This window comes from Streptomyces sp. NPDC030183 (assembly GCF_055573455.1).
Genome location: NZ_JBVIBK010000001.1, coordinates 177,634 through 193,046, shown reverse-complemented (window position 1 = coordinate 193,046; position 15,413 = coordinate 177,634). Strand labels below are relative to the sequence as shown.

14 protein-coding genes are annotated in these 15,413 nt (G+C 73.0%); 6 read left to right on the top strand and 8 right to left on the bottom strand.

What is annotated here, in order from left to right; translation table 11 throughout:
* Positions 1-92: 92 nt before the first annotated feature.
* From ACZ4Z2_RS00805 to ACZ4Z2_RS00795, 3 genes are all read right to left on the bottom strand, one after another.
* On the bottom strand, positions 93-1,316 hold the full coding sequence (locus tag ACZ4Z2_RS00805; protein ID WP_468070954.1) for an ROK family transcriptional regulator: 1,224 nt from the start codon (positions 1,314-1,316) through the stop codon (positions 93-95).
* 160 nt (positions 1,317-1,476) lie between these two features.
* Entirely contained in the window at positions 1,477-2,313 is an 837-nt protein-coding gene (locus ACZ4Z2_RS00800; RefSeq protein ID WP_468070952.1) for a hypothetical protein, read from the bottom strand.
* Between the two features lie 240 nt (positions 2,314-2,553).
* On the bottom strand, positions 2,554-3,090 hold the full coding sequence (locus ACZ4Z2_RS00795) for an HNH endonuclease (RefSeq protein WP_055538384.1): 537 nt from the start codon (positions 3,088-3,090) through the stop codon (positions 2,554-2,556).
* Between the two features lie 315 nt (positions 3,091-3,405).
* On the opposite strand from ACZ4Z2_RS00795, the gene ACZ4Z2_RS00790 reads away from it, so the two are divergent.
* Positions 3,406-4,509 carry a mechanosensitive ion channel family protein gene (locus tag ACZ4Z2_RS00790; RefSeq protein WP_468070950.1) on the top strand — a complete coding sequence of 368 codons (1,104 nt, stop codon included), beginning with the start codon at positions 3,406-3,408 and terminating at the stop codon, positions 4,507-4,509.
* Between the two features lie 145 nt (positions 4,510-4,654).
* Here ACZ4Z2_RS00790 and ACZ4Z2_RS00785 read toward each other — a convergent pair whose 3' ends face one another.
* Genes ACZ4Z2_RS00785 through ACZ4Z2_RS00775 form a run of 3 tightly spaced genes read right to left on the bottom strand, consistent with a single transcriptional unit; the run spans position 4,655 to position 7,256 of the window.
* A complete protein-coding gene (locus ACZ4Z2_RS00785; protein ID WP_468070948.1) occupies positions 4,655-6,016 on the bottom strand; it encodes an ABC transporter permease in 1,362 nt (453 codons plus the stop codon).
* Positions 6,013-6,726, bottom strand: coding sequence for an ABC transporter ATP-binding protein (locus ACZ4Z2_RS00780; RefSeq protein ID WP_468070946.1), 714 nt, complete (start codon positions 6,724-6,726; stop codon positions 6,013-6,015). Before ACZ4Z2_RS00780 ends, ACZ4Z2_RS00785 begins: the two co-directional genes overlap by 4 nt.
* A complete protein-coding gene (locus ACZ4Z2_RS00775; RefSeq protein WP_468070944.1) occupies positions 6,723-7,256 on the bottom strand; it encodes a PadR family transcriptional regulator in 534 nt (177 codons plus the stop codon). The genes ACZ4Z2_RS00780 and ACZ4Z2_RS00775 overlap by 4 nt, the downstream gene beginning before the upstream one ends.
* A gap of 187 nt (positions 7,257-7,443) precedes the next feature.
* On the opposite strand from ACZ4Z2_RS00775, the gene ACZ4Z2_RS00770 reads away from it, so the two are divergent.
* From ACZ4Z2_RS00770 to ACZ4Z2_RS00760, 3 genes are all read left to right on the top strand, one after another.
* Positions 7,444-7,683, top strand: coding sequence for a hypothetical protein (locus ACZ4Z2_RS00770; RefSeq protein ID WP_468070942.1), 240 nt, complete (start codon positions 7,444-7,446; stop codon positions 7,681-7,683).
* The gene (gene malQ / locus ACZ4Z2_RS00765) at positions 7,684-9,843 is read left to right on the top strand and encodes a 4-alpha-glucanotransferase (protein WP_468070940.1); all 2,160 of its coding nucleotides are present in this window, start codon (positions 7,684-7,686) and stop codon (positions 9,841-9,843) included.
* A 134-nt stretch (positions 9,844-9,977) separates the two neighbouring features.
* Positions 9,978-10,229, top strand: coding sequence for a hypothetical protein (locus ACZ4Z2_RS00760; protein WP_468070938.1), 252 nt, complete (start codon positions 9,978-9,980; stop codon positions 10,227-10,229).
* Between the two features lie 92 nt (positions 10,230-10,321).
* Here ACZ4Z2_RS00760 and ACZ4Z2_RS00755 read toward each other — a convergent pair whose 3' ends face one another.
* Entirely contained in the window at positions 10,322-10,840 is a 519-nt protein-coding gene (locus tag ACZ4Z2_RS00755; RefSeq protein WP_468070936.1) for a MarR family winged helix-turn-helix transcriptional regulator, read from the bottom strand.
* A 126-nt stretch (positions 10,841-10,966) separates the two neighbouring features.
* Here ACZ4Z2_RS00755 and ACZ4Z2_RS00750 point away from each other — a divergent pair, with 126 nt between their 5' ends.
* On the top strand, positions 10,967-11,902 hold the full coding sequence (locus ACZ4Z2_RS00750) for an EamA family transporter (protein WP_468070935.1): 936 nt from the start codon (positions 10,967-10,969) through the stop codon (positions 11,900-11,902).
* A 108-nt stretch (positions 11,903-12,010) separates the two neighbouring features.
* Here ACZ4Z2_RS00750 and pepN read toward each other — a convergent pair whose 3' ends face one another.
* Positions 12,011-14,605, bottom strand: coding sequence for an aminopeptidase N (gene pepN / locus ACZ4Z2_RS00745; RefSeq protein WP_468070933.1), 2,595 nt, complete (start codon positions 14,603-14,605; stop codon positions 12,011-12,013).
* Between the two features lie 136 nt (positions 14,606-14,741).
* On the opposite strand from pepN, the gene ACZ4Z2_RS00740 reads away from it, so the two are divergent.
* Positions 14,742-15,221: a DUF1203 domain-containing protein gene (locus tag ACZ4Z2_RS00740; RefSeq protein WP_468070931.1), complete on the top strand. Its 480-nt coding sequence runs from the start codon at positions 14,742-14,744 to the stop codon at positions 15,219-15,221.
* Positions 15,222-15,413: the final 192 nt, after the last annotated feature.

Genomic DNA, 15,413 nt, shown 5'->3' with positions numbered 1-15,413 from the left:
GGGAGGGGAAGGAGAGAAGGGCCGCGGCGAAGGGGCGCGGCGAAGGAGGGAGTGAAGGAGGGCGGAGTCGGCGGAGTTCGTCGAGACGGCCGTCAGCGGGACGTGTCGAAGACCTCGTCCCGCGTCGTGGTGAGCGCGCTCTCCAGCGCCCCCCGCAGCACGGGGCGTTCGAGCACGTCGCCGAGGACGAGCCGCGGCCGGGACGCGGCCAGTTCTCCCAACTCGGCCTGGACGAGGGCCCGCAGCGGCTCCCCGCCGGAGGTCAGCGCCGAGCCGCTCAGGACGATCAGCTCGGGATCGAGGACGGACACCAGGGAGGCGAGCCCGGTCGCGACGCTCGTGGCGTACGTGGCCAGAAGTCGCCGGTGCGGGCCGGAGTTCACATCGGCGGCCCGAGCCACCAGTTCCGCCGCGACCTCCGCGTACGGCCCGTCCGGCACCGGGGTGACGCCCAGCTCCCGGGCGAGCCGCGGGATGACCTGCGAACCGGCGAGCTCCTGGAAGCCCCCGCTGTTCGCCCTGGTGACCTGGCGGACCAGCGGCACGCCGGGGACGGGCAGGAAGCCGACCTCCCCGGCGCCCCCGGTGAAGCCCCGGTGCAGCCGCCCGCCGAGGACGACCGCGGCGCCGATGCCGCCCTCGTTCCACAGCAGGACGAAGTCGTCGTGGCCCTTGGCCGCACCCAGCCGCTGTTCGGCGAGGGCGACGAGGTTAACGTCGTTCTCGTACTCGACCGGCATCGGCAGCGCGGCGGCGATGTCGTCGAGCAGCGCGGGGGAGTGCCAGCCGGGCAGGTGCGAGGCGTAGCGCAGCCGGCCCGTGGTGGGGTCGAACGCGCCGGGGGTGCCGATGACCAGCCGGCGGACGTCGGACCGTACGAGCCCGGCGGCCTTGACCGCCCCGTCGAGGGCGGCGGTGACCTGGCGTGCGACGGGCTCCGCGGGGCGCCGCCCGGGGGTGGGGACGGCGTGCTCGCCGACCGTGCGCCCGGTGATGTCGGCGACGGCGGCGAGGACGCGCTCGGGGGTGACGTCGAGGCCGGCGGCGTACGCGGCGGTCGGGTCGACCGCGTACAGCTGGGCGTTGGGTCCCGGCCGGCCCGTGCCGGAGCCGCTGTCCCCGGGGCCGTCGGGGCCGGTGCCGGTGGCGATGACGAGCCCGGCGGCCTCCAGCCGGGCGAGGAGCTGCGAGGCGGTCGGCTTGGACAGCCCGGTGAGCTTGCCGATCCGGGTCCGGGACAGCGGGCCGTGCTCCAGCAGCAGGTCGAGCGCGGCGCGGTCGTTCATGGCGCGCAGTACGCGAGGGGTTCCAGCCATGGGAGCGTCACCGCCGAACTGTTAGGAAGGTTTCCTATCGGATGTCAGGAAGATAGGACTAGACCAGGAGGGAGTCAATGCGCGCCAACGGAAAAGCCCCCGGACGACGAAGTCGTCGTCCGGGGGCGGTGCCCGCGACGCGGGGGCTTTCTGCGTCAGGTCACTTCACGTCGACGTAGTCACCGGCGGACGCCTTGGCCGCTGTCGTCGGCGTGCCCGCGAACACGAAGCGGTACGAGCCGTCCTTGGATGCCTTGACCGTGGTGGACAGGGCCCCGCCGGTCGAGGAGGTCAGCGTCTTCACGTCGGTGTAGGCGGTCGCGCCCGCCGCCTTGAACTGGAGCGTCACCTGCTGGTCCCGGTAGCCCGTGTAGCTGTGGGTGGCCCAGTTCGCGCGGGTCAGCGCACCCTTGACGGTCAGGGTCCTGCCCTTGACGACCGGCTCCGGAGCGGCGTTCGTGTGGATTTCGGCGGCGCGCTGGAGCGGGGCCGTGCCGAGGTTGCCCCAGACGTCGAAGCCGTTCTCGAAGCCGATGTGGTCGTCGGAGTCGTCCTCGTCGACGGACGTGTGACCGTAGACGGCGGCGACCTTCCAGGTCGTGGCGTCCGCGGCGCTCCTCAGGTTCTCGCGCGGATCGATGGTGACCTTCGTCGCGCAGGACTGCGTCACCGTGGTGTCCGTCGTCGCGGTGGTGGTGCAGACGGGCCGCTTCGTGGAGCCTTCCAGGGCGTTCGCGGGGCTCGCGAGCCGGCCCCGGTACAGGGCGATGCCCAGGACGTTCTTCTCGTAGTCGATCACGAGGTCGGACGGGCGGGTGTAGCTGTAGGTGACCGGGACGGTCACGTTCTTCGTGATGCCGACGACGATGGGCTTGCCGTTGTTCACCGTGACGGCGCCGAAGCTCAGGTTCGGCGAGTCGGCCAGCGCGGAGGGCGCGGCGAGGCCGGTGAGAGCCAGAGCGCCGGAAACGACGGCACCTATGGCGAGCTTTCGCATGAGTTCCCCACATTCGCGGCGGACCCCCGGGCATTGCGCTCCAGAACAAGGGCCCGCCGTGGGGGTGACACTAAACGATCACCAGTGCGAGGGGAATGCGGGGTGCCCGTGAAGAGGGTGAGGAAACGGCAGGTCAGGCGGATGTGGATGTTCCGGATGGGGTGACGGCGGGCGCAGGCGCCGGGCGCCCCTCGGCCGGCTGTCCGGCGGGGGTGCCCGGCGATGCGAAGGCCCGGACCGTCAGGCGGAGATGCCGTCGATCCGGGCCAGGGCGTCGTCCGCGCCGTACGGCTGGAGGTAGGGCAGCCAGCGCGGGTCCCTGTGACCGGTCCCGATGATGCGCCAGGCCAGGCCGGTGGGCGGAGCGGGTTTGTGGCGGAGCCGCCAGCCGATCTCGACGAGATGACGGTCGGCCTTGACGTGATTGCAACGGCGGCACGACGCCACGACGTTGTCCCAGACGTGCTTGCCCCCGCGACTGCGCGGGATGACGTGGTCGACGCTGGTTGCGACGCCACCGCAGTACATGCACCGGCCCCCGTCGCGCGCGAACAGCGCCCGGCGGGTCAGAGGAACGGGCCCCCGATAGGGAACCCGGACGAATCGCTTGAGCCGGACCACGCTGGGTGCGGGGACTGTGACGGTCGCGCTGTGCATGAAGGCACCGGATTCCTCCAAGGAGACGGCCTTGTTCTCCAGGACGAGGACGAGCGCGCGGCGGAGCGGTACGACGCCGAGCGGCTCGTACGACGCGTTGAGGACCAGGACATGCGGCACGGATGCCTCCTTGTACGCCGGCGGCGCGTGGCTCGCGCCGTGGACGATCCCTAGTCAGTCTCCCCTCAGGCCAGGTGGAAGCGCCACCATGTCCCGGTAACGGGCTGGGAGTGTTTTCGACCACACCGTGATTCATCCCCCGCTGCGTGCGCCCTTCACTCCCTGGTGAGCGCCCCGTCTGCCTCCAACATCGCTACGGCCTCCACACAATGCCCCGTTAGTGTGGTGAGTCTGCTCCTCCGGTGACCTTTCCGTGACCTGAACGATCTTGACCGCCGTACCGGGGGGCGGATAACGCACCTGGAGGTACCCGTCGTGTCGCCCGTTTCGTCCCTGCCCCTCCTACTGGCCGCCGCGTCGCCGTCGCCGTCTCCTTCGGAGACGCCGACGACTCCCGCGGTGCCCACCCTGGAGGACGCTCAGGAGAGCGCGACCAACGCCGCCAGCTGGGTGGAGGAGAACTGGTCCACATGGCTGGCCATCGGTCTGCGCGTGCTGCTGATCGTGGTGATCGCGGCGGTGCTGAGAGTGATGGTCCGGCGGGCGATCACCAAGCTCATCGACCGGATGAACCGCTCCGCGCCGGCCACCGAGGGCTCCACCCTCGGCGGGCTGCTGGTCAACGTCGAGCGCCGCCGCCAGCGCTCCCAGGCCATCGGCTCGGTGCTGCGCTCCGTGGCGTCCTTCCTGATCCTGGGTACGGCCGCCCTGATGGTCCTCGCCACGTTCGAGATCAACCTCGCCCCGCTGCTGGCCTCCGCCGGTGTCGCGGGCGTCGCGATCGGTTTCGGCGCCCGGAACCTGGTCACCGACTTCCTCTCCGGCGTCTTCATGATCCTGGAGGACCAGTACGGCGTCGGTGACACCGTCGACGCGGGCGTCGCCTCGGGCGAGGTCATCGAGGTCGGTCTGCGCGTCACCAAGCTCCGCGGTGACCAGGGCGAGATCTGGTACGTCCGCAACGGCGAGGTCAAGCGCATCGGCAACCTCTCCCAGGGCTGGGCCACCGCCGGCGTCGACGTGACCGTCCGCGCCGACGAGGACCTCGACCGGGTCCGCCGCACGCTCGCGGAGGTCGGCGAGACGATGAGCAAGGAAGAGCCCTGGAACGAGCTGCTGTGGGGCCCGATCGAGGTCCTCGGACTGGACGACGTGCTCCTGGAGTCGATGGTCGTCCGCGTCTCCGCCAAGACCATGCCCGGCAAGTCCCTCACCATCGAGCGCGAGCTGCGTTGGCGCATCAAGAAGGCGTTCGACGCCGCCGACATCCGCATCGTCGGCGGCATACCGGCCCAGCCCGACGGCCCGGCCGACGATCCCGCGGCCGCCGTCTCGCCCCCGTCGGTGTACGCCAACTCGACCTCCCCGCAGTCGGAGCGGGCCACGCCGATCGCCCCGTCGGGGGCGCCGACGAAGTAGGGCGCGCGGGGCGCGCCGCCGTCGCACGGCGGTGCGCCCCGCGCCCGCTCATGCAGGACAGTGGGGGCGCCCGGATCTCTCCGGGCGCCCCCACTGCTGTCCCGCGCCCCAGGAGTACCCCCGTACCCCCTGGGGCCGGGCCCCGCTACGCGTACCGCAGCTCGCCCGGCCGCACCGTGCGGCGCAGCAGGGGCAGGGACGTGGCCGCCGCCAGCAGACATGCGCCGAACGCCACCACGGGGACCAGCAGGGCGCCGAACGGCAGGACCGACGTCCCGGCCATGGCCATGGCGTAGGCGAAGGCGATGCCCGTGCCGCCGGCCCCGGCCAGCAGCAGCGACGGCACCAGGGGCAGGGCCGTCTCCAGAATCAGCGCGCGCCCCAGCACCTCGTACGGCACCCCGGCCGCGACCTGGGCGGCGAGGCCCCGGCGGCGTGTGGCGAGCGACTCGGCGGTGCCGACGGCCAGCGCGGCGACGGTGATGGCGAAGCCGACGACGATCGCGGTGGCGGTCAGGTCCAGACCGGCGATGTAGAAGTCGGCGCGATCGGCCAGGTAGTCGTACTTGGCGATGTCCGCGAGCAGCGTGGCCCGCACCCCGATGAACCCGCTGCCAACGACGGTCCCCATGAGGACGGCCGCGTGGGTACGGGCCGCCGCCCAGGGGTCCTGGCGCAGCCGCTCGGCGGCGATCAGGACCGCCGGGTTCCCCGCGCGGCCGGCGAGCACCTTACCGGTGAGCTTCGCGACTGCGCCCGACAGCAGGACCGCGCCCGCGCCCACCATCAGCAGCACGGCGAACAACGTCAGGGGTCCGGACTTGAAGGTGTTGTCCGGCATGTCCACGTAGGTGGAGGCGACGGCGACCAGCGCCACGAGCACCAGAAGTGCCATCGCCCCCAGGAACACCCACTGCGGACCCCGGCCCGTCCTCGGCCCCACCCGCCGGACCCAGCCCAGCGGGGAGGCCACCACACGGCGCAGCGCCAGTACGCTCACCAGCGCGCCCAGGGCGGGCACCCCCAGCGCCACCAGGGCGATCCCCGCCCACGCCAGGGCGGAAGGGCTTCGCCACTCGCGCAGCAGTGACAGCACGAAGAAGACGGTGACGACCAGCGAGCCGATCAGACAGGCGATCCCGGCCTCCAGCGCCGCGATCCGGCGCACCTGTCCCACCGACGCCCCGGCCAGCCGCAGCCCGGCCAGCCGCCGGTCCCGGTGCACGGCGCCCACACGGGCGCACTGGCCGAGGAACCCGAGCACCGTGACCAGCAGGAGCAGCAGGGTCAGGATCACCCCGGAACGCTGGCCGGGGTTGTTCAGCAGCCCGTCGGCCACCGGGACCTGGTAGCGGCCCTGGAGGGAGGCCAGCACGGCCGCCGCCAGCCCGAAACCCGTCGCCAGTGCGGCCCCCAGTGCCGTCAGGGTCACCCGCCACCACTCCCGGCGGTCCGAGCCCCGCGTCAGCAGGAAGGCGAGGCGGAGATCGTTCGCGAGGGTGCTCAACGCGACACCCCCAGCGGCGCCTCGGCCCCGGAGACCACGACGCCGTCCTCCAGCGTGACCTCGCGGTCGGCGTACGCCGCGGTCTGCGCGTCATGCGTGATCAGCAGCACCGCCGTACCCGACTCCCGGGCCGTGTGCGCCAGCGCCGCCATCACCTGCTCGCTCGCCAGCGAGTCCAGCGCCCCGGTCGGCTCGTCGGCGAACACCACCCTCGGCCCCGTCACCAGGGCCCGCGCCAGCGACACCCGCTGGGCCTGGCCGCCGCTCAGCTCGCCCGGCCGCTGCTCCTCCTGGCCGCGGACGCCGAACCGCTCCAGCCACTCACCGGCACGCGCCCGCGCCTCGCCGCGGGCGGCGCCGGCCAGCAGCAGCGGCAGGGCCACGTTGTCGACGGCGGTCAGCTCCGGGATCAGCTGCCCGAACTGGAAGACGACTCCGAAGTCGGTCCGGCGCAGCTCGCTGAGCCGCTTCTCGGGCAGCTGGTCCAGCCGCTCACCGGCGTACGCGACCGATCCCTCGTCCGGCCGCGCTATGCCCGCCAGACAGTGCAGCAACGTCGACTTGCCGCTGCCGCTGGTCCCCGTGACGGCGAGGATCTCGCCCTCGCGCAGCTCCAGTGAGGCGCCCCGCAGCGCCTGCGTCCTGCCGTGCGCCTTGACGAGGCCACGGGCCGCGAGGAGCGGCACGGTGCCCGGGTTGTTCTCGCTCATGCTGGGTCGACCTCCGCGGTCAGGTGGGTCAGCCGGGCCGCCGTGGTGCTCATCCAGCGGAGGTCGGCGTCGAGATGATTGAGGGCGTAGTCCGCCGAGAGCACGGTCGCGAGGTCGGCCGCCGGCGCCGTCTTCACAGCGGTCAGCTCCCTCATCCGGGCCATGTGGGCGGTGCGCTGCGCCCGGAGATAGGCGACCGGGTCGCCGTCGGCGAGGATCGACACGACGAGCTTGGCGAAGATCTCGTTCGTCACGAACGGCGCCGGCGGCGCGATCTCACCGGCCCACCTGGTCAGCTCGCGCACCCCCTCGTCCGTCGAGCGGTACATGGTCCGCTCCGGGCCGCTGTCCGCCTCGGTGCCGTCGACCTCGGCGAGGCCGTCGCGGACCAGCCGCTGGAGGGTCGTGTAGACCTGGCCGTAGGCCAGCGGGCGGGCTTGCGGGAAGCGTTCGTCGTGCCGTCGCTTGAGGTCGTAGCCATGGCTCGGCCCCCTGGCGAGCAGCCCCAACAGGATGTGACGGGTGCTCATGGAGATCAGTATGCACTGAGTACATGTACTGAGTGAATAGTGGGTCGTGATGATCGCCCGTCCGGGCCGTCCGGCGTGACCCGGGCCACGATGTCCGCCCCGCCACGTCTGCGACGGCGTCCACGGGGTAGGGCTGGAGTACCCCGGACCCGCACATCCACCGTCGTACGACGACAAGGAGGCCCCCGTGGCCGCACCGGTACACCTTCCGACCCAGACCCGCTCCAAACGCGTCCTCGGCGAGCCCCACCGGCTCGTCGAGCCCCATGTCTGCGTGTTCAGCGCGGAGGGCCCCTGCGCCGAGGCGCCGCTCACCAGCGAGCCGCCGCTCCCGGACGCGGCACCCCTCACCAGCGAGCCGCCCCTCGCGGACGCGGCCCCTCTCACCAGCGAACCAACGTCCAGCGGCGCCGCCTCGGGGGTCTAGATGCCACCACGCCCGGCCGACCCGGGAGAACCACCACCGTCCGACGCCCCCGCGGAGCCGTCGGGGACGACCCCGCTGGCGCGCCTCGCCGCGTCCCACGGGGTCGCCACCTCCTACCGCCCCTCACCGGACCGTACGGTCGCCGCCACCGACGGCGCGGTCGTCGCCGCCCTCGCGGCGCTGGACGTGGACGCGAGCACACCCCAGGCCGTCGACGCGGCCCTCGCGGCCCGCGAACGGCAGCTGGCCGCCCGCCTGCTGCCGCCGACGCTGGTGCACTGGGGTGGCGGCGAACCACCCGCCGCCCTGACCGCCCTCCCGGACGGCACCCGGCTGCGTGTGCGCACCGAGCAGGGCGAGACCGTCGACACCGACCGGGCCGGCCTGCGCACCGCCGTCCAGGACCTGCCGGCCGGGGTGCACGCCCTGGGCGCCACCACCCTGGACGGCCGCACCGCCGACGCCCACCTCGTCGTGGCCCCGCCCCGGCTCCCCGCCCCGCCCGGCCGCACCTACGGCCTCCTGGTCCAGCTCTACTCCCTGCTCTCCCGGCGCAGCTGGGGCATGGGCGACCTCGGCGACCTCGCCGAGCTGACCGCCTGGGCCGGCCGCGCCCTCGGCGCCGGATTCGTCCAGGTCAACCCGCTGCACGCGGCCGTACCGGGCGCCCCCACCGACCCCTCCCCCTACCGCCCCTCCTCGCGCCGCTACCCCGACCCCGTCCATCTGCGCGTCGAGGACATCCCGGAGTACCCCTACGCGCTCGCCGACGACGACGCCGACGACGGCGACCTCTTCCGCACGCTCCCGGAGCGGGCCGCACGGCTGCGCGAGTCCGTGCTCGACAAGGGCGAGCTGATCGACCGCGACGCCGTGTGGGAGCTCAAACGGCAGGCGCTGGAACGGCTGCGGGCCGTCCCGCTCGGCCCCGGCCGACTGGCCGCCTACTGGGACTTCCTCGCCGAGGAGGGCGAGGCACTGGAGGACCACTCCACGTGGTGCGCGCTCGCCGAGGTGTACGGCTCCGACTGGCACCGGTGGCCCGTGGGGCTGCGCGACCCGCGCTCCGCCGAGACCGCCAGGGCCCGTGCCGAGCTGATGGACCGCGTCGACTTCCACACCCGGCTCGCCTGGCTCACCGACGCCCAGCTCGGCACCGCCCAGCGTTCCGCGCGCGACGCCGGCATGCCCATCGGCCTGGTGCACGACCTCGCGGTGGGCGTCCACCCCGGCGGGGCCGACGCCTGGGCCCAGCAGCGGTACGTCGCGGCCGGCATGTCCATCGGCGCGCCTCCCGACGCGTTCAACTCCCGCGGCCAGGACTGGGGCCTGCCGCCCTGGCGCCCCGACCGCCTCGCCGAGTCGGGCTACGCGCCCTACCGCCGCCTCCTGCGCGCCCTCCTGCGCCACGCGGGCGCCCTGCGCATCGACCACGTCATGGGCCTGTTCCGCCTCTGGTGGGTCCCGCAGGGCCGGCCGCCCACGGAGGGCACGTACGTCCGCTACGACGCCGACGCGATGCTCGCGATCCTGGTGCTGGAGGCGGCGCGCGCCGGGGCCCTGGTGATCGGCGAGGACCTCGGCACCGTCGAGCCGGGCGTCCGGGAGGCGCTGGACGAGCGGGGGGTGCTGGGCACCTCGGTGCTGTGGTTCGAGCGGGACTGGGAGGGCGGCGGGCGCCCGCTGCCACCCGAGCGGTGGCGGGCGAACTGCCTGGCCACGGCCACCACGCACGACCTCCCGCCGACCGCGTCCCGGCTGACGGGGGACCATGTCGACCTGCGTCACCGGCTCGGCCTGCTGACCCGCCCCCTGGCCGAGGAGCGGGCCGAGGCCGCCGCCGACGCGAGCGAGTGGCTGGCGGTCCTGCGGAGGCTGGGGCTGCTGAACGGGGCGAGCGGGGGCCTGTCGGCGGTCTCCGAGGAGGCCGAGATCCAGGCCGTCCACCGGTTCCTGCTGCGGACCCCGGCCCGGATGATCGGCCTCTGGCTCCCCGACGCGGTCGGGGACCGGCGGCCGCAGAACCTGCCCGGCACGTGGGACCAGTATCCGAACTGGCGCCTGCCGATCGCTGACGCGGGGGGCCGACCGGTGACGTTGGAGGACCTGGCGGCGTCGCCCCGGCTGCGGGCACTGGTGGAGGTGTTGCGGGGCGCCTAGGTCGTCGGCGGGTGCGGGTGGGTGGGGGTTGTTCGCGCGGTTCCACGCGCCCCCGCGGTGAACGCATCCGCCGACGGATCCCCCAGCCCACCCCCGCCCGCGCACTCCTCCGCCTCGTTAGATACGTTGGCCCCGTGGACAAGAAGAACGCCCTGCGCGCCGGCGCCCTGGCCGCCGGTACGACGCTGATGATGCTGCTCATGTCGTCCCCCGCGCTCGCCTTGACGCCCGACGACGGAGACGACCCGGGGCCGGGCCTCAGTGTGATCGAGACGCTGGGCCTCTACGTCGTGGCGCCGATCGCCCTGTTCGCGGTGATCACCGGCCTGGTGATGGTCCTGGACCGGTCGACGGACCGCGAGCCCAAGGCCAAGGCGAAGGCCTGACCGCCCCCCACTGACGGCGTTCCGCCGAGGGCACCCTCCGCACACCTGTGCGCCGAGGGTGCCCTCGTCGTGTTCCGGGGCGTCCCGGCGGCTCAGGACCCGGTGGCCACGACCAGCCGCCGCAGCAGATCGGCAAGCTGCGCCGCCTGTTCCTCGTCCAGATGGGAGAGCGCCTCCGTCTGCACGGCGAGCCCCGCGGCCACCGCCTCGTCGATCAGCCGCAGCCCCTCGTCCGTGAGGGTGACCTGCAAGGCGCGGCGGTCGTGCGGGTCGGGTGACCGGCGCAGCAGGCCCGCCCGTTCGAGTTTGTCGAGGCGGCCGGTCATCCCGCCCGTGGTGAGCATGAGGGTCCCCGAGAGCTGACGGGGCGACAGGGTGTACGGCTCGCCGGACCGGCGCAGCGTCGCGAGCACGTCGAACTCACCGCGCGAGATCCCGAACCGCGCGTACGCCTTCTCCATCCGGTCCCCGAGTGTGCGGGACAGCCGGTAGACGCGTCCGAAGACCGCCATCGCGGTGGTGTCCAGGTCGGGGCGGACGGCCGCCCACTGGTCGACGATCGCGTCGACCGGGTCGCGCGGGGACGTGTCGGGCTCGGGGCGCACTGTCATGCGTCGAGTATCGGACCCAGGTCGGTCGGCCGCAAGAAAGTAGCTTGACGGAAAGTTGCTTAGCGCTAAGCTAATGGCAAGCAAGGTATTCCTCCCCGACCCCGCCGAGCGCGAAGGGCCCGTCCCATGACCGCGAACCGTCTTCCCCTCATAGCCCTGACCGCCCTCGCGCCCATCTCCTGGGGGACGACCTACGCCGTCACCACGGAGTTCCTGCCGGCCGACCGGCCCCTGTTCACGGGGCTGATGCGGGCGCTCCCCGCCGGACTGCTGCTCCTGGCGCTCTCCCGGACGCTGCCGCGCGGCGCCTGGTGGGGGAAGGCGGCGGTGCTGGGCGCGCTGAACATCGGCGCCTTCTTCCCGCTGCTGTTCCTCTCCGCGTACCGGCTGCCGGGCGGAATGGCCGCGGTGGTCGGGTCGGTGGGGCCGCTGTTCGTCGCCGGGCTCGCGGCCCTGCTGCTGGGCGAGCGGCCGACCGCGAGGACCCTGCTCACCGGGATCGCCGCGGCGCTCGGCGTCAGCCTGGTCGTGCTGAAGGCCACCGGGGCGCTCGACACGATCGGTGTCCTCGCGGCGCTCGGCTCGACCGCCTCCATGTCGACCGGCGTGGTCCTCACCAAGCGGTGGGGTCGCCCCGAAGGGGTGGGGCCGCTCGCGCTCACCGGCTGGCAGCTGACCGCCGGCGGTCTGCTCATCGCACCGATCGCCCTGCTCGTCGAGGGCGCGCCGCCCGCCCTGGACGGCCGTGCGATCGGCGGCTACCTCTACCTCGCCCTCGCCAACACCGCCGTCTCCTACTGGCTCTGGTTCCGCGGCATCGGCCGGCTCTCCGCCACCCAGGTCACCTTCCTCGGCCCCCTCTCCCCGCTGACCGCCGCCGTCATCGGCTGGGCCGCCCTCGGCCAGGCCCTCACGCCCCTCCAGCTCCTCGGGATGGTGATCGCGTTCGCCGCGACCGTGTTCGGCCAGCTCCAGCCGCACGGCGCCCGGGGACCGGAGAAGACCGGGGAGCCCGGTGACCGCCCGGCCCGGCCGGCGCGGGAAACCACCCGGACGGCCTGAGACGGCCCCAGCGCACGACAGGGGCGCCCGGTGGAAACCACCGGGCGCCCCTGTTCCCGTACGACCGGCCGCTCGTCGCGCGGCCGGGGGAGCGTGTCCCGCGCCGGACTACTCCGCCGAGGCCGAGGCCGAGGCCGCCGCCGCGTCCGCGGCCTGGGCCTTCAGAGCGCGCTCGACACCCGAGCGGGACTCGGAGACCAGTCGGCGCAGGGCAGCGTTGGGCTCGGCCGAGGTGAGCCAGTCGTCCGTCTTGCGGAGCGTCTCCTCGGAGACCTGGACCGTCGGGTAGAGACCGATGGCGACCTGCTGGGCGATCTCGTGGGAACGGGACTCCCAGATGCCCTTGACGACCTCGAAGTACTTGTCCGTGTACGGCGCGAGCAGCTCACGCTGGTCCGTCTGGACGAAACCGCCGATGACCGCCTCCTGGAGGGCGTTCGGCAGCTTGTCCGACTCGATGACCTGGGACCACGCCTCGGCCTTGGCCTCCGGGGTCGGGCGGGAGGCGCGGGCCGTGGCGGCGTGACGCTCACCGGCCGCGGTCTTGTCGCGCTCGTACTCGGCGGCGATCTCCGCCTCGTCGTAGCGGCCCACCGCCGCGAGCCGCTGGACCAGCGACCAGCGCAGCTCGGTGTCGACGGCCAGCCCCTCGATCGTCTGCGTCCCCTCCAGCAGCGCCTCCAGCAGGTCCAGCTGCTCGGGGGTGCGGGCGGTCGCGGCGAACGCGCGGGCCCAGGCGAGCTGGTGGTCCGAGGCCGGCTCGGCGGCCCGCAGATGGGCGAGGGTGGCGTCCGTCCAGCGGGTCAGCAGCGCCTCACGGCCGGCCGGGTCCGCGTACAGGTCGATCGCCAGCTTCACCTGGCGGTGCAGCGACTGGACGACACCGATGTCCGACTCCTTGCCGATGCCGGACAGCACCAGGGACAGGTAGTCGCGGGCGGCGAGTTCGGCGTCGCGGGTCATGTCCCAGGCCGAGGCCCAGCACAGGGCGCGGGGGAGGGAGGACGCGAAGTCGCCGAGGTGCTCGGTGACGAAGGCGAGGGACCGCTCGTCCAGGCGCACCTTGGCGTACGACAGGTCGTCGTCGTTGAGGAGGACGACCGCCGGGCGGCGCTTGCCCACCAGCTGCGGCACGGCGGTCAGCTCGCCGTCCACGTCCAGCTCGACGCGCTCGTCGCGGACCAGCTTGCCGCTGTCCTCGTCGCGCTCGTACAGGCCGACCGCGATGCGGTGCGGGCGCAGCGTCGGCTCGCCCTTCGCGCCGGCGGGCAGCGCGGGGGCCTCCTGGCGGATCGCGAACGAGGTGATGACACCGTCCTCGTCGGTCTCGATCTCCGGGCGCAGGATGTTGATGCCGGCCGTCTCCAGCCACTGCTTCGACCAGGTCTTCAGATCCCGGCCGGAGGTCTCCTCCAGGGCGCCGAGGAGGTCCGACAGACGCGTGTTGCCGTACGCGTGGCGCTTGAAGTACGCCTGCACACCGCGGAAGAACTCGTCCTCGCCGACGTACGAGACGAGCTGCTTCAGCACCGACGCGCCCTTGGCGTACGTGATGCCGTCGAAGTTGACGAGGACGTCGTCCAGGTCGCGGATCTCCGCCATGATCGGGTGGGTCGACGGCAGCTGGTCCTGCCGGTACGCCCAGGTCTTCATGGAGTTGGCGAAGGACGTCCAGGCGTGCGGCCAGCGCGACTCGGGGTGGGCCGCCTGGCAGGCGATCGACGTGTACGTGGCGAACGACTCGTTCAGCCACAGGTCGTTCCACCACTCCATCGTCACGAGGTCGCCGAACCACATGTGGGCCAGCTCGTGCAGGATGGTCTCGGCGCGCATCTCGTACGCCGCGTCCGTCACCTTCGACCGGAACACGTACTGGTCGCGGATGGTCACCGCGCCCGCGTTCTCCATCGCGCCCGCGTTGAACTCCGGTACGAACAGCTGGTCGTACTTCTCGAACGGGTACGCGTAGTCGAACTTCTCCTGGAACCACTCGAAGCCCTGCCGGGTCACGTCGAAGATGTGGTCGGAGTCGAGGTACTCGGCCAGCGACGGGCGGCAGTAGATGCCCAGCGGCACGCTCTGCCCGTCCTTCTCGTACACGCTGTGCACCGAGTGGTACGGGCCGACGATCAGCGCCGTGATGTACGTGGAGATACGGGGTGTCGGCTCGAAGACCCAGACGTCGTCCTTGGCCTCCGGCGTCGGGGAGTTGGAGATGACGGTCCAGCCGGTCGGCGCCTTCACGGTGAACTGGAAGGTGGCCTTCAGGTCCGGCTGCTCGAAGCTCGCGAACACCCGGCGGGCGTCGGGGACCTCGAACTGGGTGTACAGGTACGCCTGGTCGTCGACCGGGTCGACGAACCGGTGCAGGCCCTCACCCGTGTTGGTGTAGGCGCAGTCCGCCGCGACGCGCAGGATGTTGCGCCCCTCCAGCAGGCCGGGGAGCGTGATCCGGGAGTCCGCGAAGACCTCCGCCGGGTCGAGCGCGTCGCCGTTCAGGGTCACCTCGTGGACCGTGGGGGCCACCAGGTCGATGAAGGTCTCCGTGCCACCCCGGGCGGCGTCGAAGCGCACCGTGGTCACGGACCGGTAGGTGCCGCCCTCCTGCGCGCCGGTGAGGTCGAGTTCGATCTCGTACGAGTCAACGCTGAGCAGCTCCGCCCGCTGCTGAGCCTCTTCGCGGGTCAGGTTTGTGCCAGGCACGCGGTCATCTCCTCGTTATGTGTCGGTTCGGTCATCCTTCCACGGCCCGGGGAGTTGGGCGACGACCAGGTTCACCCGCACCACCGCGTCCGGAAACCGCCGGTCGTCCGGCGCGGCGCGCGCCACGCTGGGGAGCATGACGACCCACACCGCGCGCCCCCTGGACGCCTCCACCCTGAAGCAGCTGCGGACGGCGGACGACGCCGGCCGGCTCCCGACCGCCGTCACCGACACCGAGGGCGGCGCCCCACTGCGCTGCTGTCTGCGGCACAGCCGACCGGGTGAGTCGATCGCCCTCGTCACCTACGCGCCGTTGCGCCGCTGGGCGGCCGCCGGCGGCGTCGACCCGGGCGCCTACGACGAGCAGGGACCCGTCTTCATCCACGCCGAGGGGTGCGCCGGACCGGCCGACGGCGACCGGCTGCCGTTCACCAACAGCCACCGCGTCCTGCGCCGCTACGCCGCCGACGGCCGCATCCTCGGCGGACACCTCGTCGAGCCGCCCGCGGACCTCGGGGCGGCTCTCACCGCGGCCTTCGCGGACCCCGCGGTCGCCCTCGTCCACGTCCGGGCCGTCGAGTACGGCTGCTTCCTGTACGAGGTGCGGCGGCCCTGAGCGCGGCCTCCGTGCCGTGTCGTGCCGTGCTGTGTCAGGCGGGGGCCACGCGCCCGTGCCGGACCTTGCTCGGGCCGGAGCCCGCCCGTGCCGGACCGGCCAGGAACACGCTCGCGCCGGAGCCCGCCCGCGCCGGGCACGCCGACGGGGCGGTCGCTCCCTGTGGAGTGACCGCCCCGTCGGTGTGGAGGC